The sequence below is a fragment of the Gordonia sp. UBA7860 genome, from assembly GCF_002500165.1.
In the GTDB taxonomy this organism is placed as follows: domain Bacteria; phylum Actinomycetota; class Actinomycetes; order Mycobacteriales; family Mycobacteriaceae; genus Gordonia; species Gordonia sputi.
Map to the genome: position 1 here is coordinate 1 of NZ_DLSO01000141.1, position 17,115 is coordinate 17,115.

13 protein-coding genes are annotated in these 17,115 nt (G+C 62.1%); 5 read left to right on the forward strand and 8 right to left on the reverse strand.

Annotated elements, in window-relative coordinates:
- Positions 1 to 822 (reverse strand): BRCT domain-containing protein (locus B3T59_RS17255; protein ID WP_349681974.1); only part of this gene is annotated, 822 nt, incomplete at its 3' end.
- Positions 823 to 905: 83 nt separating this feature from the next.
- Positions 906 to 1,445, reverse strand: coding sequence for an exonuclease domain-containing protein (locus B3T59_RS17260; RefSeq protein ID WP_005206401.1), 540 nt, complete (start codon positions 1,443 to 1,445; stop codon positions 906 to 908).
- A gap of 580 nt (positions 1,446 to 2,025) precedes the next feature.
- Here B3T59_RS17260 and B3T59_RS17265 point away from each other — a divergent pair.
- Positions 2,026 to 2,937 (forward strand): DUF5655 domain-containing protein, encoded by a 912-nt coding sequence (locus B3T59_RS17265; protein ID WP_005206402.1) that lies wholly within the window; start codon positions 2,026 to 2,028, stop codon positions 2,935 to 2,937.
- Positions 2,938 to 2,986: 49 nt separating this feature from the next.
- Here B3T59_RS17265 and B3T59_RS17270 read toward each other — a convergent pair whose 3' ends face one another.
- The 4 genes from B3T59_RS17270 to B3T59_RS17285 all read right to left on the reverse strand — a co-directional run bounded on the left by B3T59_RS17270 (position 2,987) and on the right by B3T59_RS17285 (position 7,550).
- Positions 2,987 to 3,349, reverse strand: coding sequence for a hypothetical protein (locus tag B3T59_RS17270; protein WP_005206403.1), 363 nt, complete (start codon positions 3,347 to 3,349; stop codon positions 2,987 to 2,989).
- On the reverse strand, positions 3,346 to 5,793 hold the full coding sequence (locus B3T59_RS17275) for an AAA family ATPase (RefSeq protein WP_267625683.1): 2,448 nt from the start codon (positions 5,791 to 5,793) through the stop codon (positions 3,346 to 3,348). Before B3T59_RS17275 ends, B3T59_RS17270 begins: the two co-directional genes overlap by 4 nt.
- A 146-nt stretch (positions 5,794 to 5,939) precedes the next feature.
- Entirely contained in the window at positions 5,940 to 6,614 is a 675-nt protein-coding gene (locus B3T59_RS17280) for a hypothetical protein (protein ID WP_287004465.1), read from the reverse strand.
- A gap of 225 nt (positions 6,615 to 6,839) precedes the next feature.
- Entirely contained in the window at positions 6,840 to 7,550 is a 711-nt protein-coding gene (locus B3T59_RS17285) for an NUDIX hydrolase (RefSeq protein ID WP_287004466.1), read from the reverse strand.
- Positions 7,551 to 7,645: 95 nt separating this feature from the next.
- Between B3T59_RS17285 and B3T59_RS17290 the strand changes: the two genes are divergently transcribed.
- The 3 genes from B3T59_RS17290 to B3T59_RS17300 all read left to right on the forward strand — a co-directional run bounded on the left by B3T59_RS17290 (position 7,646) and on the right by B3T59_RS17300 (position 11,489).
- Entirely contained in the window at positions 7,646 to 8,908 is a 1,263-nt protein-coding gene (locus B3T59_RS17290; RefSeq protein ID WP_287004467.1) for a vWA domain-containing protein, read from the forward strand.
- Positions 8,909 to 9,194: 286 nt separating this feature from the next.
- On the forward strand, positions 9,195 to 10,289 hold the full coding sequence (locus B3T59_RS17295) for an IS110 family transposase (RefSeq protein ID WP_064861632.1): 1,095 nt from the start codon (positions 9,195 to 9,197) through the stop codon (positions 10,287 to 10,289).
- A 192-nt stretch (positions 10,290 to 10,481) separates the two neighbouring features.
- On the forward strand, positions 10,482 to 11,489 hold the full coding sequence (locus tag B3T59_RS17300) for an ADP-ribosylglycohydrolase family protein (RefSeq protein WP_287004470.1): 1,008 nt from the start codon (positions 10,482 to 10,484) through the stop codon (positions 11,487 to 11,489).
- On the opposite strand, the gene B3T59_RS17305 is transcribed toward B3T59_RS17300, so the two are convergent.
- Together B3T59_RS17305 and B3T59_RS17310 are read right to left on the reverse strand one after the other, a co-directional pair.
- Positions 11,486 to 11,743 (reverse strand): hypothetical protein, encoded by a 258-nt coding sequence (locus tag B3T59_RS17305; protein ID WP_287004472.1) that lies wholly within the window; start codon positions 11,741 to 11,743, stop codon positions 11,486 to 11,488. The two genes, B3T59_RS17300 and B3T59_RS17305, sit on opposite strands and share 4 nt — an antisense overlap.
- Before the next feature lie 245 nt (positions 11,744 to 11,988).
- Positions 11,989 to 13,836 (reverse strand): DUF2075 domain-containing protein, encoded by a 1,848-nt coding sequence (locus B3T59_RS17310; protein WP_349681975.1) that lies wholly within the window; start codon positions 13,834 to 13,836, stop codon positions 11,989 to 11,991.
- 174 nt (positions 13,837 to 14,010) lie between these two features.
- On the opposite strand from B3T59_RS17310, the gene B3T59_RS17315 reads away from it, so the two are divergent.
- Positions 14,011 to 17,088: a DUF3427 domain-containing protein gene (locus tag B3T59_RS17315; protein ID WP_376782611.1), complete on the forward strand. Its 3,078-nt coding sequence runs from the start codon at positions 14,011 to 14,013 to the stop codon at positions 17,086 to 17,088.
- Positions 17,089 to 17,115 lie beyond the last annotated feature (27 nt).

Below are 17,115 nucleotides of genomic sequence, written 5' to 3' on the forward strand. Positions count from 1 at the left end.
CACATTGCCGTCGCTTCCGAGTTCGAATGCGACGACATCGACTTCGGGCGCAGCGAGCCGCGCGGAACTCCACGACACGTTGACGGTGAACTGCGCGAGACCCGCAGGGAGGTCGATCACCGCCCCTGGCGTCATCATCACCGGTGTCCGTTCCCTTTGTGCAGGAGAGCTTCTCGTTGGCTCATTGCTCGCGACTGCGTCGGGTTCGACACCGAGCGCGGCATCGACGTGGTGTATTCCCAACAACGTCAACGATCGCTCGCGAACCTTGGCCATCCGCGGATCGCCCTCACCACCATTGAGTAGCAACACATCAGTGACACCTGCGGTCAAATTGATGGCTGGCGCCGCACCCAACTGTGTAATACGCGAACGCATGAGCGTCGCCTCGAGGTGACTGCCACCCATGACCAGCACTCGGCGGCCAGCCCAGGGGCCCGACGGAAGTGACCTGGCGGACTGCTTCGCCGTCGTGGGTGTCGGCGCGCCAATCACGGTGACGATATCGACTGATTCCGGCGCCGTCTTCGGTACTCCAGCGACAATCCGGCCAGCGAGTTCTAGGACAGTTGCCTCGTCGAGGATCGGGATTCCAGATTCCCTTGCCCGCCGCAGTTTCCGTGAGTCAAGCAATCCGGGATTGGCTATGACGAGTCCGGTCTTGCCGCTTGCCGAGTTCATCACGTCAAGTCCGGCGTCAGAGAGACGTCGTGCAAGGTCAGGTCGGGGTATCGCCGTCGGGCCAGTGATGACGACCTTCGTGCCCTGCACTAGGCCGATCGTGGGATCGTACCGACCGGGCGTGCGCCATGGGCATGGCACACGTGTCGCCTTGTCGGGGTATGCGCGTGACGACTCGGAACACGCGACAATTGGTAGCTGCAGACCGAGGTCGTCGGCGAGGCCTACACTGCGGCGGAAAATCTCTGCGAGAGTGCGGACGTCGTCGCGCGCATCGTGCGCGGCGCGCTGGCGGATCCCCAGTAGCCTGCCAGGGTTCCGAGCTTGACGTTCGGTACGTCGAGCTGCAGCCGACGTGCAAGCGTCACCGTGCAGAGGCGTTGTGTAATAGGCAGTTTCGTATGAAGCCTGCGCGCCTCTTCCACGAGGAACCCGTGGTCGAAGGTGGCGTTGTGTGCGACGAGGGTGCGTCCGGTCAGCATATGTTCGAGGTGTGGCAACGCGGCGTCGAACGTCGGTGCGCCACGCAATCTCGCGGTGGTCAGGTTATGAATGTGGACGGGACCGGGGTCGCAGCCAGGGTTCAGGAGTGTCGAGTACTCGTTTTGCACTCGGCCCGCTGAGTCGAGCGTGAGCGCCGCGAGACTCAGCACGCGGTCACGGCGCGCGCTGGTGCCCGACGTCTCTACGTCGACGAGAACCCAACCCGTGCCGATATCGGCCGTCGACCACACACGCCCACTTGATTGCGCTGCGCCTGACATCTCCGCCCTTTCCTGATGCTAGACAGAGACTCTTGCACATATCGCCGACAATGAGGTGACGCATCGGTGCGCCATGTTGGAACAGGGTAACGCGCGGCGTGCAGCTCACGATTAATAGTCAACCCTTGAACAACGTGGTTGGAGGACCGTTGGCGAAATCGATCAAGCCTGGAATCCTCTGTCTTGAGGGCGATTGGGTTCGCGACGACCCTTCAAGCCGGATGACGATGGACCGGCGCTCGAGCTTCTCGAACGGATGGACTTTGTGACGCTGCACCACCGCAACGTTAAGACGATTCCGGAGTTGTGGCGACATGTCGATGACACTGGCTCGCGATGCAAACCCATGTACAAGAATCGATAGTGCTCAAATGTCTTGCTGTCCCAGTGGTCGAGAGATTCGCCAGATGCGGCTTGGTCAAGGCGGCAAGTCCACGCTCGAGGTCAACACCCGAAGAGCCCGCCCCCGGCACACGGCTAGCATGAGCGACAGGATTGAGGCTCACTGCGCCATCCCGACCACCACGGGACTTGCCTGGCCTCTGTCACGCCGAGGGCTGCACGCGAACAAGGAGGCAATGTGTCTGACCTGAAGTTGTTTCGGATCGACGACGGCATTGCAACCGAGCTGACCAGCTCCTCGGTCAAGTTGGAGAGGTCGCTACAGCTCGTCGTCGAACGGAACATGGACACTCTCTTCGGGGTCCGCTTTCTCTCGTCGGAATACAGCACCGGCGTTCGGCACGGCGGTCGGATCGACTCCTTGGGACTTGATGAGAACTCGTCACCGGTCATCTTCGAGTACAAACGCGCTACGAACGAGAACGTAATCAACCAGGGATTGTTCTATCTCGACTGGCTACTTGATCATCGAGCCGAGTTCGAAATGCTGGTTCAGAAACGCCTCGGGAGTGAGGTCGGAAGCGCAATCGACTGGCGAAATCCACGCCTGATATGCGTGGCGAATGGATTCACACGATACGACGAGTACGCAGTTCAACAAATCAACCGAAGCATCGAGCTAGTCAGGTACCGCGACTTTTCGGGCGAATTGCTGGCGCTTGAGCTGATGACTTCGACGAAGGCCGAGCCGACAGGCATCGACGAACCGACAACCCCACGACAACAACCCTCATCAAAAACGGTCACGGATCTACTGGGGCAGGCATCCCCGCAGTTGCGCGGCCTCTACGAATCAGTCGAGAGCTATTGCGAAGGCTTGGGCGACGACGTCACGAAGAAGGTCCTCAAGAACTACTTCGCATTTCGCCGACTGAAGAACTTTGCCTGCGTGGAGGTCCATCCACAATCGGGAGCCGTGCTTCTCTATCTCAAGGTCGACCCGACGAATGTCGTTTTGACCGAAGGTTTCAGTCGAGACATGAGAAACATCGGCCATTTCGGCACCGGCGACCTCGAGTTGCGCATTACAAACGACGCCGAACTCGAGACCGCTTTGCCGCTCATCCAACGAAGCTACGAAGCAAGCTGACAGACTGCCGCGGCGCTCCGAAGACCGGCAGGTGTCGACCGATCCGCGGTCAACACGGCCCGACACGTGCCTTGGCGACCACGTCCCCCACGCCTTCACACAGAGCCCTGACCTCGCCGACCGTCGGCGACAGTTCGTAGGCGTGCTGGTGGCAGCACGCGCTGAGCTGGTACCACAGCGAGGCCAGCTGGTCAGCACGCAGTCGGTCGTCGAGCGCTCTGAGCAGTGCCAAGCGTGATCGCATCGTCGCCCGCTCGCACGGGGCGTCGATGGCGAGACATCGCTCGTCGATGTACTCCTCCACCGCTTGCCGCGCGACGACGGCAGCAAGCCGCGACGAATTGCCCGACGTCGAACGACTCAGTCCCACAAGGAGTTGCTGTGCGTAAGCGAGCAACTCGAGCGGTGTCACTTCCCCTCCAAGAGGTCGGCGACGGTCTTCCGCAGATCCCGTACGTTGTCCTTGGTGACGACCGCACCTTCGTGAGTACCCTTGTTTGCAATGAACAGTGCGGGTCCGCGGTAGTCGCGCCACGACCGCCAACCCGAGATATTTGCGCTGGCGTCGCCCTCGAGAGCAAGTGCCACGCGTTGATTCATCTTGGTGAAGTCGCCCCAGAGCTTCTCGGACTCCCGCTGAGACTCTCCATCTGCATTGCGCCACGTGAAGAAGCGTTGTCGCGCAGCAGATTCAATTGCAAGTCGGAAGAGTGCCGGGCATGCCCGTTGCTTCACATCGTCGGGAACATTGTCGTCGACGACCACCGCGTACGCGTCTTCGACGTAGCGGCGTGCAGGATCTTCGGCCGGCTTTACCACCAACCTCGAACCGGACTCGCGCGACACTTCGATCAGATGCGCTTCAATGGATTGCTGACGAATCGCGGTGGCCAGGCGGTCGTCGTGCGAGAACACGATGATCTGTCGAGTCTTTGCGAGATCCCTGAGGACATTGAGGAATCCGTCGATCTTGGCGGGGTCCATCGCCTGGATTGGATCGTCGAGCACGATGAATCGGAATGGACTCGACGACGCCGTAGCCCGCGGCAAGAACAGCGCGAGGGCGAGCGCGTGCAGTTCACCCTGACTCATCACCGACAGCGCGCCTGCAGGTTCGCCGTCGACGGTTCCCTGCAGAATCGCCTTGCGGTGAGTGCGCTTACCTTCCAGCGTGATCGTGGAGACGTCGACGTCACTCTCCTGGCGAAGCTGAGCCCAAATCGCCCGCGCGCCTTCCGCAATCGGCTCGAGTCGTTGCTCGCGCAACAACTGAGCATTGTTGCTCACCCACTTCTTCGCAGCGTCGAGAACCGCGACGATGTCGTCGGTCTCCCTCGCAGTGCGTTCCAGCGCAACCCATTCCATCGTTCGCTCAGCCATCGGCGCCCAGACGCTCTGGTGTTCGTCGAGCGCGGCAGCGGCGTCTGCCTGCACTGCGCCCAAAGCGGCGTGAACAGCGGGGAGCTTCTCTTCGAGATAGAGCGGAAGATCCTCAACCGCAACGGCTTCGATAGCCTCCGCACGCGCGGCCCGATACGCGTCGAGGGACGCCAGTTCGACGTCGACGAGAGGAGCGATGTCGGGGAGCGAACTGAGCAGGCTTCGCGCTGAGCGTTCGAGCTGTTGGATGGATTGTCGCGCTTCGCGATACAGTGCCAGTTGCTCGTTCTCTTGATCGATGACCACGCGTGCGTGTGCTTCCCACTCCGCATCGAGGACGCCTTGTTCGCAGACCGGGCACGCGACAGAGCCGGTCCCCGATGCCGTGCGAAACTCCAACGCTGCCGACAGCAACTGTGTGCGCTGTTCGGCACGTTCGAGCGTGCTGTCGGCAAGTGTGCGCAGATTGACCAGGGCGTCACGCAGTTGAGCGGCCAGTGCCGATGCGTCGACGTCGGGTTGTTGATATTCGACGATCACGCGTAGCGCGTCAACACCGCCATGTTGTCCACTGACACCGGACACCATGTTGGCGATCGCATCGAGGTCATACTTGTTGGGACGCAAAATCTTTGCCAGCGCCACTACTGCCGGATCGTCAATTCCGACCACGGCCTTCTTCAGCGCAGTGCGAGCGTCGTTGGCCGTCTTTCTCGCCTGACGTCGTGCCGTGTACTCGGCAGTGAGCCGTGTCTCGGCGTCGAGAACCTCATCGAGCGCGAGGAGCTTGTCGAGCGCGTCGTAGAGCTTCGAGGGTTCTTGTTCCAGCAGTCCGCCGATTTCGTCGTAACTGAGGATCGGACGATGGATCTCGATGGCTGTCGACCATCCCAATGCGTCGACGCCGACTTCCCGTTTCTCGCCCGTGCGCTGCGACCAGCGCTTCGCGTCGTCGAGACTCGCGTCGGCCGACCATGATGCCCCGATCGAGGTCGACGGGCCGTCTTCGACGGTGAAGTCGACCTGGACCTCACACGGGTTGCCCTGGTGCAGGTTTCGCCAACTGTCGGCCCACAGTTGCGACTTCTTCGCCCGCCAACGGTAGCTCTCGCCGGTGAGGGCGTACTCAAGCGCTTCGGCGAAGCTCGACTTGCCCGATCCGTTTCGACCGCTGACGACTGTGATTCCCGGGTAGGGCGTGATGTCCAGGGATGCTGCGGGACCGATGCCGCGGAAGCCGGCCACCGTGATGCTGCGCAGGAACGCTCCGGCGGGTTCGGCTGCCGCCTCGGTCGGCTCGGGTCGCTGATGCGCGGATGTGCCACCACCGAGGTAGTCGCTGAGCGCCTGATCGCTGTCCATCGCCGCGAGGACGAGATACTTGACGTTTTCGTTGAGATCGGCGTCGGCGTCAAGGAGATCCCACACCGTCTCGGTGAGCGACTTCTGCCCGATGGTGTCGATCGTTTGCGTCATGGCTGCCCCTTCCGCGTGCAGGATGACTCTCGCATACGGGGCTGACAGTCGGGACGAAGTTGCGCAGCAATCAGGACGTATCGAGTTCGAAGTGGGCAGGGTGAGCTGACTTGTGACCAGCGGTGCGTAGTGACCTCGAACGCCACTCAGACCGGAAACCGACCGGCCAGATAGCGTTCCGCCGCTCGTCCATCTCCGAGTTCTGCTCGCGCCTCGGGCGTCAACCAATAGAAGCGAAGCATCCAGAAGAGCCCGATACCTCCCGGCGTGTACGAGCCACTCTGCTCAAAGTTGTAAGCGCGGCCGCTCTCCGGTACGACGCAGATAGTGTGGCCGGTGTGGGATCGCCCTGCTTCGGGGTGGTCTTTGATGGTCGCGATGTTGTCCCACGGCACGTCGAGTCGCCGCAGCCCGTCAAAGATCGTGATCGTGTTTGCGCCAAGCTGCACGCGGGGCGACCCGTGACGCGCGAGCATGAGTAAATGAGTCAATGCCGTCGCCGCGGCAACCGCCGCAGCGATAGAGAAAATGAGCCTTTGCCCGCCGGACAGTTCGAGATCAATCAGATGCAGAGGCGCCAGTACTGCGAACGCGGCTCCAGCGATATCCAACGCACCTATTCCCGTGTTCGCGAGCGTTTGACTTTTCGCGTCCGGCAGGACGATCAGTCCCGCCGCTGACCACACACATCGCGGCACGACGCGTTCCGCAATTCTGACGCGGTACGCGTTGACTGCAAGCGCGCCCGCCCCGATTCCCAAGGGGATCGACACGAGAACCGTCGGTAACTCCCCAACCGCCAGTACGCGAATGGTCCACATCGCACACAGCATCGTGAAGACCGCAAAGAGCCCGATCGAGAAGAGGAACTGGCCACGGCGATCGGTCCACGAGTCGGGTACCGGAAAGCGCGTTACCGACACGCGGGATCCCCAGCCTTTCGACGGTTAAATAAGTCGCCCAGCATCGCTTCCCTCGTCGAACGTTCGAGAGGCTAATGTAGCAACTCGGACATTTCACCTACCGTTCGACCGCCGCCAGCGCGATCACCCATCCTTACTCGGCAGCTTCCAGCCGAACGTCGCGGTTGGGGGTGCGCTCTTCATGAACAACCGCGCCGGCCGTCCGCCGCCGACCCTGGTCTCCGGAACGCCCATCTCATTGATTTTCGGCTCCAACAGCGGCTGCACGCGCCGGTTGAACGAGTCCCGCATCAGGCGTCGCCCAAGGATCGCTTCATGCAGCTCACGCAGGTCCGATAGCGTGTACGGCTCGGGCAGCAGACTGTCTGGGTCGGGACGGTCCTCGTAGCGTTCACGAAGGTTGTCAGTGGCGGATGCAATGATCTCGTCATGGTCGTAGAGCAACCGCTCCCCCGACGCGAGACGCCCGTCAGCGTCGAGTGGGGCAAGCTCTCCGACGACGTCCGTCAGCGATGAAGCAGGTTGCGCGACGGCATGCGCGATCGAGATCGTCCACCCGCGGGGATCTCGATCAGGATCGCTGAACACCGCGAGCAGATGCGGACGGACGCGATCGGGTGAAAGCCCCAGCTTGAGTTCCAGAACCTCACCGACCGTCTCCTCGACGGTGCGCCGTTCTCGAATGAAACGGCCCGGCAAGGCTGGTTGTCCAGAGTCCGAATCTCGTTGCACGACAACGTTCAACTGACCGTCGACGACGGTCAGTACTGCGATGTCGACGGCGACGTTCGGGCGTGGATAGCTTGCGAGGCGAGATCGTGAGGTCGTAGCCACCCCTTGACACTATTCGCATTTTCACTCAAACTACTAATCGCACTTCCGCGCAAAGTCGCCTCGGTTCGTCACCCGGGCGGGAACAGGAGCAGATCATGAAGTTCTCCACCGCCCTCGACGTAGACGTCGTCGCTCACGAGTCCGCCGACGAAGTCTCCGTACTGATCGAACTGGAAGCACCCGAGGCGCCAACCACGGAACGGGCGCCCTCCGCTCTGCAGATCGTCCTGGACCGCAGTGGTTCGATGAGCGGTCCCCCACTCGAGGGCGCCAAGAAGGCGCTCGCCGCGGTCATCAGCCGACTCGACCCGCACGACGTATTCGGTGTCGTGACTTTCGACAACGAGGCCCAGGTTGCCGTGCCCGCTGGCCTACTGGCCGACAAGGAGCGTGCCGCCGATCTCGTCGAATCGATTGTCTCCGGTGGCTCCACCGACCTTTCGTCGGGCTACCTTCGTGGCCTGCAGGAACTACGCCGCGCTGCCAAGCAGGCCAGAATCAGCGTCGGCACAGTGCTTGTCATCAGTGACGGCCACGTCAACAGCGGTATCAGCGACGTCGACGAGTTCGCATCGTTGACCGCCAAGGCCGCCTCCGACGGCATCGTGACCTCGACGCTCGGTTACGGACGCGGCTACGACGAGACGCTGCTCGCAGCAATTGCGCGCTCTGGCAACGGGAACCACGTGTTTGCCGACGACCCGGATGCCGCAGGTGCGGCGATCGGCGGCGAGGTCGACGGGTTGCTGTCGAAGGCCGTTCAGGCGGTGACACTGACCGTGCGGTTCGTCCCGCAGGTGCAGGTGAGCCTGTACAACGATCTTCCCGCACATCAGACCGCGGACGGCGAGGTGACGATCGAACTAGGCGACCTGTACGGCTCCGAAGCGCGAAAGCTGCTGCTGAAGTTGGCCGTTGACGGGATGTCGGGGTTGGGTGTCGCGCAGATCGCGGAGCTCGAGCTGCGCTACGTCGAGTCGGCGACGCTGACTGAGCACACGGTGACTCTGCCGGTGACGGTGAACGTGGTGCCGGGCGACGAAGCAGAGGGTCGAGTCGCCGACCCCCGCGTGCAGTCGGAGAAGCTCTACCAGGAGGGGCAGGCCGCCAAGCTGCGCGCGTCGGAAGCGTACGAGCGTGGCGATCTGGATGCCGGCAGCTCGTACCTGGAAGCGTCGCGGGACAGTTTGATCTCCTCGGCAATGCTCGCCGCACCTGCCGAGCGAAGCGCGATCGACGACGAGCTGTCGCTGATCGAGGAGCTCGGGACCGTTGGCGCCACAGGTGACGCGGGCTACGTCTCGAAGATGACGCGGGACTCGTACCATCTCGGAAACCGGAAGCGCGGTCGGCGGTAGGGATCGCGCTGGTCGAGCTTGTCGAGACGGTGAGGATGGGAGTGCGGCTTGATCGAGTGTTCTGACTTTTGTCGAGACTGACCCCGGTTGGGTGTCTTGAAGTGGACCTGTCGATCCCGGTCGGGTCGTGGACACACCCTTGGTTCGACTGATGGAGCCGGGTGAGGCAGTGACTTCATAGGAACCTGTCGGCAGCGGTTATGGCCGACTCTTCACCGTCCTGTCCGCCTCACCCGGCGATGTCATCCCCGTGCCGTAGGACACGACTCAAGGAGACATAACCGCGATGACCAGCATGACCGTTACCCCGCCGCCGCTGCAACCGATGTACGGCGGAGTCGACACCCATAAAGACACCCACCACGCCGCGGTCGTCGATACCGATGGCCACCGCATCGCTGACCGCGAGTTCGCAACCGGCCAGCACGGTGATGATCAGATGTGTGCCTGGCTGACGCAATGGCCGATCGAGGCGATCGCCGTCGAGCAAACCGGCACCTACGGTGCCGGCCTGACACGTTCGCTGCACGCTGAGGGCTACCGCGTCAAAGAACTCAACCACCCCGATCCCACGGTGCGCGCGTGCGCAGGCAAATCCGATCCCATCGATGCCTACAGCGCAGCGCAGGCAGCCCGCACCGGGCGAGCCTCCATCACCCCGAAAGACCGGACCGGGATCATCGAGTCCATCCGAATGATCAAGGCCGCCAGAGCATCCGCGATCAAAGCACGCACCGCCGCGGTCAACCAGATCCGCGACTTCACGATCATCGCACCCCAGATCCGCGACAAGCTCACCGGCATGACCACCACCGGCATGATGGCCGTCATCATCACCTGGCGACCCCACCGCGACCACCTCGACGACCCCGTCCAAGCCGCCAAACTCGTGCTCCGTCAGGTCGCGATCCGAGTCCGTGAACTCGACGCCGAAATCACCGCCTACACCCGCCACCTCGACACGTTGACCGCCCAGATCGCGCCACGGCTGCGTGCACTGCCACAAGTGGGCACCCTCAGCGCTGCGCAACTGTTGATCACCGTCGGTCAATGCCCCACCCGAATCAAGACCGACGCCCAGTTCGCGCGGCTGTGTGGGATCGCCCCGATCCCGGCATCCTCGGGTAAAACCCACCGCACCCGCCTGCACCGTGGCGGCGACCGTCAAGCCAACTGCGCGATCCACCTCGTCACCATCGGCCGGCTCAACCGACACGAGAAAACCATCGCCTACCGCGACCGCCGAACAGCCGAAAACCTCTCCACCAAAGACATCATCCGCGCCGTGAAACGCTACGTCGCCCGCGAACTGTTCTACGCCCTCAAAGCAGACCTCACCGCCTGGGACACCAACCAAAACAACCACGCCCACACCACTTGACGGACTATAGGAACGTCCACCCCCGGCAGTTGAGCCGAGCCGCCGCTGGTCGAGCTTGTCGAGACCCCCGGTGGTTAGCCGCCCCCCGCTGGTCGAGCCTGTCGAGACCCGCCGGTGGTTGAGCCGACCGCGAGGCGCCAGCCGAGCCGTCGTGTCGAAACCACCCACCCAACCCGAAAGGCCTACCCACCAATGCAACTCACCCCCGCGCAAGCTGACCGCGCCTCTGCGGTCGTCCTCGGCACCGGCATCGGCGACGCGCTCGGAGTTCCCTACGAATTCCAACCCCGACTCGGCTCAGAAGAAGTCCCAGTCATGAAAGGCGGAGGCCTCGGCAATTACGAACCCGGCGAATGGAGCGACGACACCTCGATGGCGATTGTGATCGCCGAGGCTGTTGCCGACGGGCACGACCTCACGTCCGAGGAGGGCCTCGACGCCGTTGCCCGCGGATTCATGCGCTGGTACACCGACTTCGACGGCAACCCGCCCGACATCGGCAACCAGACGCGGGCTGTACTCAGCGCAACACATCGTCGTCTGAAGTCAGATCTGACCGCGACAGTCGGCTCTGTGATGCTCGCGGAGTCCCAGTCCTTCGCCGCTGCCAACCCTCGCTCAGCCGGCAACGGCGCGCTGATGCGGACTGGACCGGTCGCGCTGGCTCACCTCGATGATCGCGAGACGCTCGCCGACGCCGCAAGGGCCGTCGCCTCGCTCACCCATGCTGACGAACTCGCCGGAGACTCGTGCGTTCTGTGGAGCGAAGCAATCCGTCTCGCGATCGTCGACGGCAAACTCGACGTCTACGCCGGACTCGACCTCATCCCCGATTCGCGGCGGTCCCAGTGGCGCTCCTGGCTCGCTGACGCCACGACCCAGAGTCCGGCGCGCTTCACTCCCAACGGCTTCACGGTCACAGCGTTGCAGGCAGCCGCCTCATCCATCCTGCACACGCCAGCCGACGACGGCCAGACGCATGTCAGGGAAAGTCTCTACACCGCGATCCGAATCGGGGATGACACCGATACGGTCGCGGCCATCGCCGGCGGACTGCTGGGCGCGCGCTGTGGGCGGGACGGGTTCGCCGAAGAATGGGTCAGTGCTGTGCACGGGTGGCCAGCGAGTGGTGGCCTGTCGACGACCGCTGCGGTTCTCACGCATCTCTCCCGCCCCACTGAGCGGCGGAGCACTCTCTAGGCGCCCCTCCTCGAACGTTCCTTCACTTCGTCGACGAGCGCCGTCCACTGGGAGGCGCTGATTAATTCGACCGACTCGGCTTTTGGGTTGGCTGCACGACGGATTCCTTCCGAGATTGCCTTTGGGATCGGATCGTCGTACGCCGTTGGCACCTGGGTCGCACTTGCTACGAGTTGGGAATCGAATCTATAGCGGTAATAGAGCGCCGACTGCTCTTTTTCATCCGGCCAGAAGTAACTGGATTCGATCCTCACGGGAGCCAGTACGCGGAACAAATACAGGCCAACCGCACTGGTAACCCATTCTTCGGGCTGGCACCGCGGACCGCGGCGTAAACCGCTTGCACACGCACCAATCACGTGCCAGTCGAAGGAAATTCCTTTCTTCCACCCGTACGGCTCACGGCGCAAACCCCATCGACCGTGCTTGATACCAAACCGAAGATTCTGCTGTACACCGGGCGCGACTCCCGAGTATGTCGTCAGTACTGACGGCATGTTCACCGCCCCACTAACTTTTGTAGCAACTCCTGCGTCTCCGGGTCCGTCGAGTAGATCCTCATACCCCGCATACCGCGTGTCAGGAGCACCTTGTAGGTATTCCGAATCGCCTTGTCGAAAGCAGCGTGGTCGGCCTTCTTCACCTGGTTGTCGAAGTTGTACTCTGGCCGCGCAACCCAGTGGTCCTCGCGCCACACCAGGTCGGGACCGAAAATGACTGCGCCATAATCATATTCAAATCCCTGCGCGGTATATACGCACCCAACCTGTCCGAAGCCTGCTGGATCGGTGGCCCAGAGCTCTCGGCCGGGGGCGTCACCGTGCCGCGTCGATTTGGGATTGTTCCATGGTCGCTTCCAGTCGCCGATCACGATGTCAGTCGCTAGCGGCTGACCGGTCTCGGGGTTACTCCATCGCCAGCAGTACCCTGCGACGATTCGGGCCGAATAGCCTTCATCGAGCATCCGCTCAAGCTTGTCCTCGACCGCTGACGGCGTCTCGTCGACGCTGACTTCAAAGGCCTCGTCGCCCTCCCACTCGATCGGGCCTCCCGGCTCGAGGTCGAGGAGCCTTCGAACCCAGTGGTCGTAGGCGCTGCTGCCGCCACACCGGAACTGACCGTCGAGCGAGATGAGTTTGAACTCGCACCCCAGCTTTTCGGCAGCGTCCCGAATCTCTTCGACGCTGCCGCGCTCACTTGGCTTGACTACCTGGTTCTCGTCCAGCAGAAATACCGGCGTCCGCGCCGCGTCGATCAGCTCCTCGACCTGCGGCCGTCCAGTTCGGTTGATGGCGCGAGTAAACCGATTCGTGGACGTCTCGCGAATACGATGCGCCTCATCACAAACCTCCAAGTCGTTGGGCTCGGAGTTGATGAAGTTGTTGTAGTAGGTGAAGAGCTTCTGCACGCGCGGCGCTCTCGCGCCCGCAACCTTGCGCAGCGTCTTGGTGAACGCCGAAGACCCCGTTGCATGCACGGCCGTACGCCCCTGCCGATAGAGCTCACCGAGCAGGCTGAGTGCGATCACCGACTTGCCCGACCCCGGCCCACCGACGATCACGACGACACGCTTGGTATTCGACTTCGTGGCGTCCTGCACTGCCCGCAGCACCTCGGAGTAAGCGACCTGCTGCTCGTCGAGGAGCACGAACTGCTCACGTCGTTGAACCTCGTCAGCGGCGAGCGTCATCAGCTGCTTACTCGGACGCACCGCCGAGCTCAGTAGCTGGTCCGCTGCATCCGCACCAGACCGCGGGCTCAACCGAGATCGGAGGAAGTCGACGAACTCACCTCGACGCTGCGCGGTAAACATCCGACCCGTCGTCGACTGCTGGCGACTCCACAGGGTGCTGATGTCAGTGTCTGTTGCGTTGTGCAGGTACGCCACGCCAGCCAGCTGCTCAGTGCTCCCGCCCAGGCTCGCGATGAAGTCGGCGAGGTGCGTGCAGTACTTCTCGACCTGGTCGACCGGGTGCAGCCGCTCACCGACGCCATCGAGGTAGACCACATCGTCGGTACCGTCGACCATCGAGGCCTTCGTCCACTGCTTGAGCTCAACGACCACATACGACGGTTCGCCCGTCTTCGGGTTGTGCCCGCACACCACAACATCTGCACGCTTACTGGTCAGCGGGAGTCGATACTCGATGAGCATTTCGGCGTCGTCGAGGCCAGCGTCTTCGAGATCGCTGACGAGCACGCCCAGGCTGCGCTCCCAAGAGCGCACCTCAGCCTTCGACGGGTGGTAACCGAACTCGTAGAAGAACTGTTCAGTCAAGGCGGATACGAGCTTGTCGGCGGTGATCTGGCTGCGCACGCCAGACACCGAACCCCGATACAGCGACACTGCGGCTCCAGGAAGACACGACGGACTTCCCGCCCGGGTTGGAGCCTTGTCTCAGTGACGCGTCTGTCGGGCCGTGGCGGATGACGTATCGAAGACTATCGCTTCCGCCTGACATTCCGCGGGCACAACACCCGATCACGGATTCTCGTCAGACTGTTGTGATCTACTCCCCTCGTGATCGATCCTCTGTTCCCAGGCATCTACGAGTCCGTCCTCACTTCGCGACTGCAGCAGCAGCTCGCGGAGTCCGAACTCGACGCCGAGTTTGAGCACATCACTGAAGACGACGAGCCGCACATATACGCTCGCCACATCGCTGCCGTCGTCGAGCGGCATCTACGGTCCGTCAACAAGTCCGAACGCCGCGATGCCGCCAACGCGATCATCAACCGACTCATCGATGGGGAGATCGACAACGTCGCACGCAGCGAGATGCTGGGGTCTCTGCATCCCGCTGGTAGGCCGGCACCCGTCCGACCGGCCACCCCTCTATCCGACGTCGCGCTGCTGACCAATACCCGCGACGAGCCGAACATGGCTAGCGAGATCGCGCGCGAACTCAGTAGCGCGGACCGCGTCGACTTGCTCTGCGCTTTCATCCGCTTCGCCGGCATTGCAGTAATCGGGCGCGAACTGCGCACACTGCGTGAGCGCGGCGTTCAACTGAGAGTCATCAGCACAACCTACCGTGGCGCCACTGAGCGCCGAGCCATCGATGACCTGGTCAACAAGTACGGAGCGGACGTTCGGATTCGCTACGAGACGGCATCGACCCGACTCCACGCCAAAGCCTGGTTGTTTCGACGTAATTCCGGCTTCGATACGGGATACGTTGGCAGCTCGAACTTGTCGCGGTCAGCCATGGTCGACGGACTCGAGTGGAACGTGCGAATCTCGAACGTCAGCACTCCCGCACTGACGCGCAAGTTCGAAGCCACCTTCGATACCTACTGGAACGACCCTGCCTTTAAGGCCTACGACCCAGCCACGGACGCGGAGCGTTTAGACACTGCCCTCGCCGAGGCTGGTGGATCCGGGTCTGGTCGAGAAACGATCACCGTCTCCGGACTGGACGTGAAACCCTATCCACATCAGGAGCGAATCCTCGAAGCGTTGGAAGTCGCACGCGTAGTTCACGACCAGCACCGCAACCTCGTCGTGGCAGCGACAGGTACGGGCAAGACCGTCGTCGCAGCTCTTGACTACCTACGACTCTGCGCCGACGAACACTCGGACCCGACTCTTCTGTTCGTAGCCCATCGGAAGGAGATTCTGGAGCAATCGCTGCGCAAGTACCGGGAAGTGTTGGGCGACGGAAGCTTTGGTGAGCTATTCGTCGACGGTCGACGCCCATCAAAGTGGAGGCACGTGTTCGCGAGCATTCAGTCGCTGAGTGGCCCCGGCGGCCAGGATATACACCCAGGTGATTTCGACGTCGTGGTCATCGACGAATTTCACCATGCCGCTGCAAGCACCTACACCAACCTACTCTCCCGCGTCGAACCTCGAGAGCTGCTTGGACTTACAGCAACTCCCGAGCGCTCCGACTCTCTCGACATTCTGCACTGGTTCGGCGGCCGCGCTACGTATGAACTCCGACTGTGGGATGCATTGGAGCAGGATCTGCTGTGCCCGTTTCACTATTTCGGTATAACTGATAACACCGATCTCCGCGGCATCACCTGGTCACGTGGCGACTACAATCAAAGCGACCTCGAGAATGTCTACACCGGAAACGATGCGCGCACGCGCCTGATATTGAACGCTGTCCGCGAACGCGTCGTCTCGCCGAGAACAATGCGCGCCCTCGGATTCTGCGTCTCGATCGCTCACGCCGAGTACATGGCGCGCGAATTCACTCGACAGGGGGTGCCATCAGTCGCCCTGTCTGCGAGAACTAGCTCTCCCGAACGTGCTGATGCTTTCCGGCGACTTCGGCATGGCGAAGTCGCTTGCCTGTTCGCGGTCGACATCTTCAACGAGGGACTCGACATCCCGGATGTAGATACGTTGCTGATGTTGCGACCGACGCAAAGTGCGACTGTATTCCTGCAACAGTTGGGTCGTGGGCTACGGCGTAGCAAGGGAAAAGCAGTTCTTACAGTGCTCGACTTCATCGGGCACCAACGCACGGAGTTCAATTTTTCACCACGCTTTACCGCGCTCACCGGTGCACGCGGGCAGCGGCTAGTCGACGAAATCGCAGATGAATTTCCCTTTTTACCTGGCGCGAGCCGGCTCGTGCTCGATCAGCAGGCACAAGAGATCATCCTCGATTCGGTCAAACATGCTCTGCCAAAAAATCGGCGAAGCGCATTGGTCGAATCCGTCCGGCAGGTGAAAACCTCAGTGCTTGGCGACTACCTCCAGGCGACGGGCGGCGAACTCTCTGACATCTACTCAGGCAGCGGGACCCGCGCATGGACGCCGCTCCTTCGCGATGCTGGCCTGCTCGACCCGACGGCCGCCTCGAGTGAGGAACCACTACTTCGACGAGTTCGCGCGCTTGCGCATGTCGACGACCCAGAGCGGGCAGACATCTACAGACAGCTCGCATCACCCGAGGGTCCTCGGTATGAGGAACTCTCCGCAAGGGGGCAGGCATACGCGCGCATGCTTTTCATGACTCTATGGCCGGACCACGGTGGATTCTCGAGCTACGACGCCGGCTTCGCATTCCTGCGAGAACACCCGGCTGTCGGCTCCGAGGTCAGGCAGGTCCTTGACGTGTCTGTCGCAACTATTCACCACGTGCCCCGAGCGATCGAGGGCCAGCACGACGACATGCCGCTTCTCACCCACGCGCAGTACCGGCGCGAAGAGGCCCTAGCGGCGATCGGATTCGCCAGCATCAAGCGCAAAGCACGCGGTCAAGCAGGTGGAGTCACTTGGAGCGACGGAACCGCAGCACTTTTCGTCAATCTCCACAAAGACGAACGCGAGTTCAGTCCGACCACGATGTACCGCGACTACCCGATCTCGCTTACCGAATTCCATTGGGAGTCGCCCAACAACACCGCCCTCAACTCGGATATGGGCCGACGATTCGTGGAGCAGCGCACGAACGGTTGCAAGATCTTGCTGTTCGTTCGCGACCGCCCCGAAGGCGACTTCGGCGCGTCCCCGTTCATCTTCTTGGGTCCGATCGACTACGTCAGTCACCAAGGCGAACGACCCATCGCGATCACGTGGAAGCTCCGACGGCCGATGCCGATCGACGTTTTCGAAAGCGGGTCGGTGGTGGCGAGTTGATTTAGCAAGCAAAGATCCCAACCGGAA

Excerpts from the sequence above, each read along its gene's own strand:
- B3T59_RS17275 (WP_267625683.1), bottom strand. The coding sequence starts at position 5,793 with ATGACGCAAACGATCGACACCATCGGGCAGAAGTCGCTCACCGAGACG.
- B3T59_RS17290 (WP_287004467.1), top strand. The coding sequence starts at position 7,646 with ATGAAGTTCTCCACCGCCCTCGACGTAGACGTCGTCGCTCACGAGTCC.
- B3T59_RS17280 (WP_287004465.1), bottom strand. The coding sequence starts at position 6,614 with ATGTGGACCATTCGCGTACTGGCGGTTGGGGAGTTACCGACGGTTCTC.
- B3T59_RS17300 (WP_287004470.1), top strand. The coding sequence starts at position 10,482 with ATGCAACTCACCCCCGCGCAAGCTGACCGCGCCTCTGCGGTCGTCCTC.
- B3T59_RS17295 (WP_064861632.1), top strand. The coding sequence starts at position 9,195 with ATGACCAGCATGACCGTTACCCCGCCGCCGCTGCAACCGATGTACGGC.
- B3T59_RS17260 (WP_005206401.1), bottom strand. The coding sequence starts at position 1,445 with ATGTCAGGCGCAGCGCAATCAAGTGGGCGTGTGTGGTCGACGGCCGAT.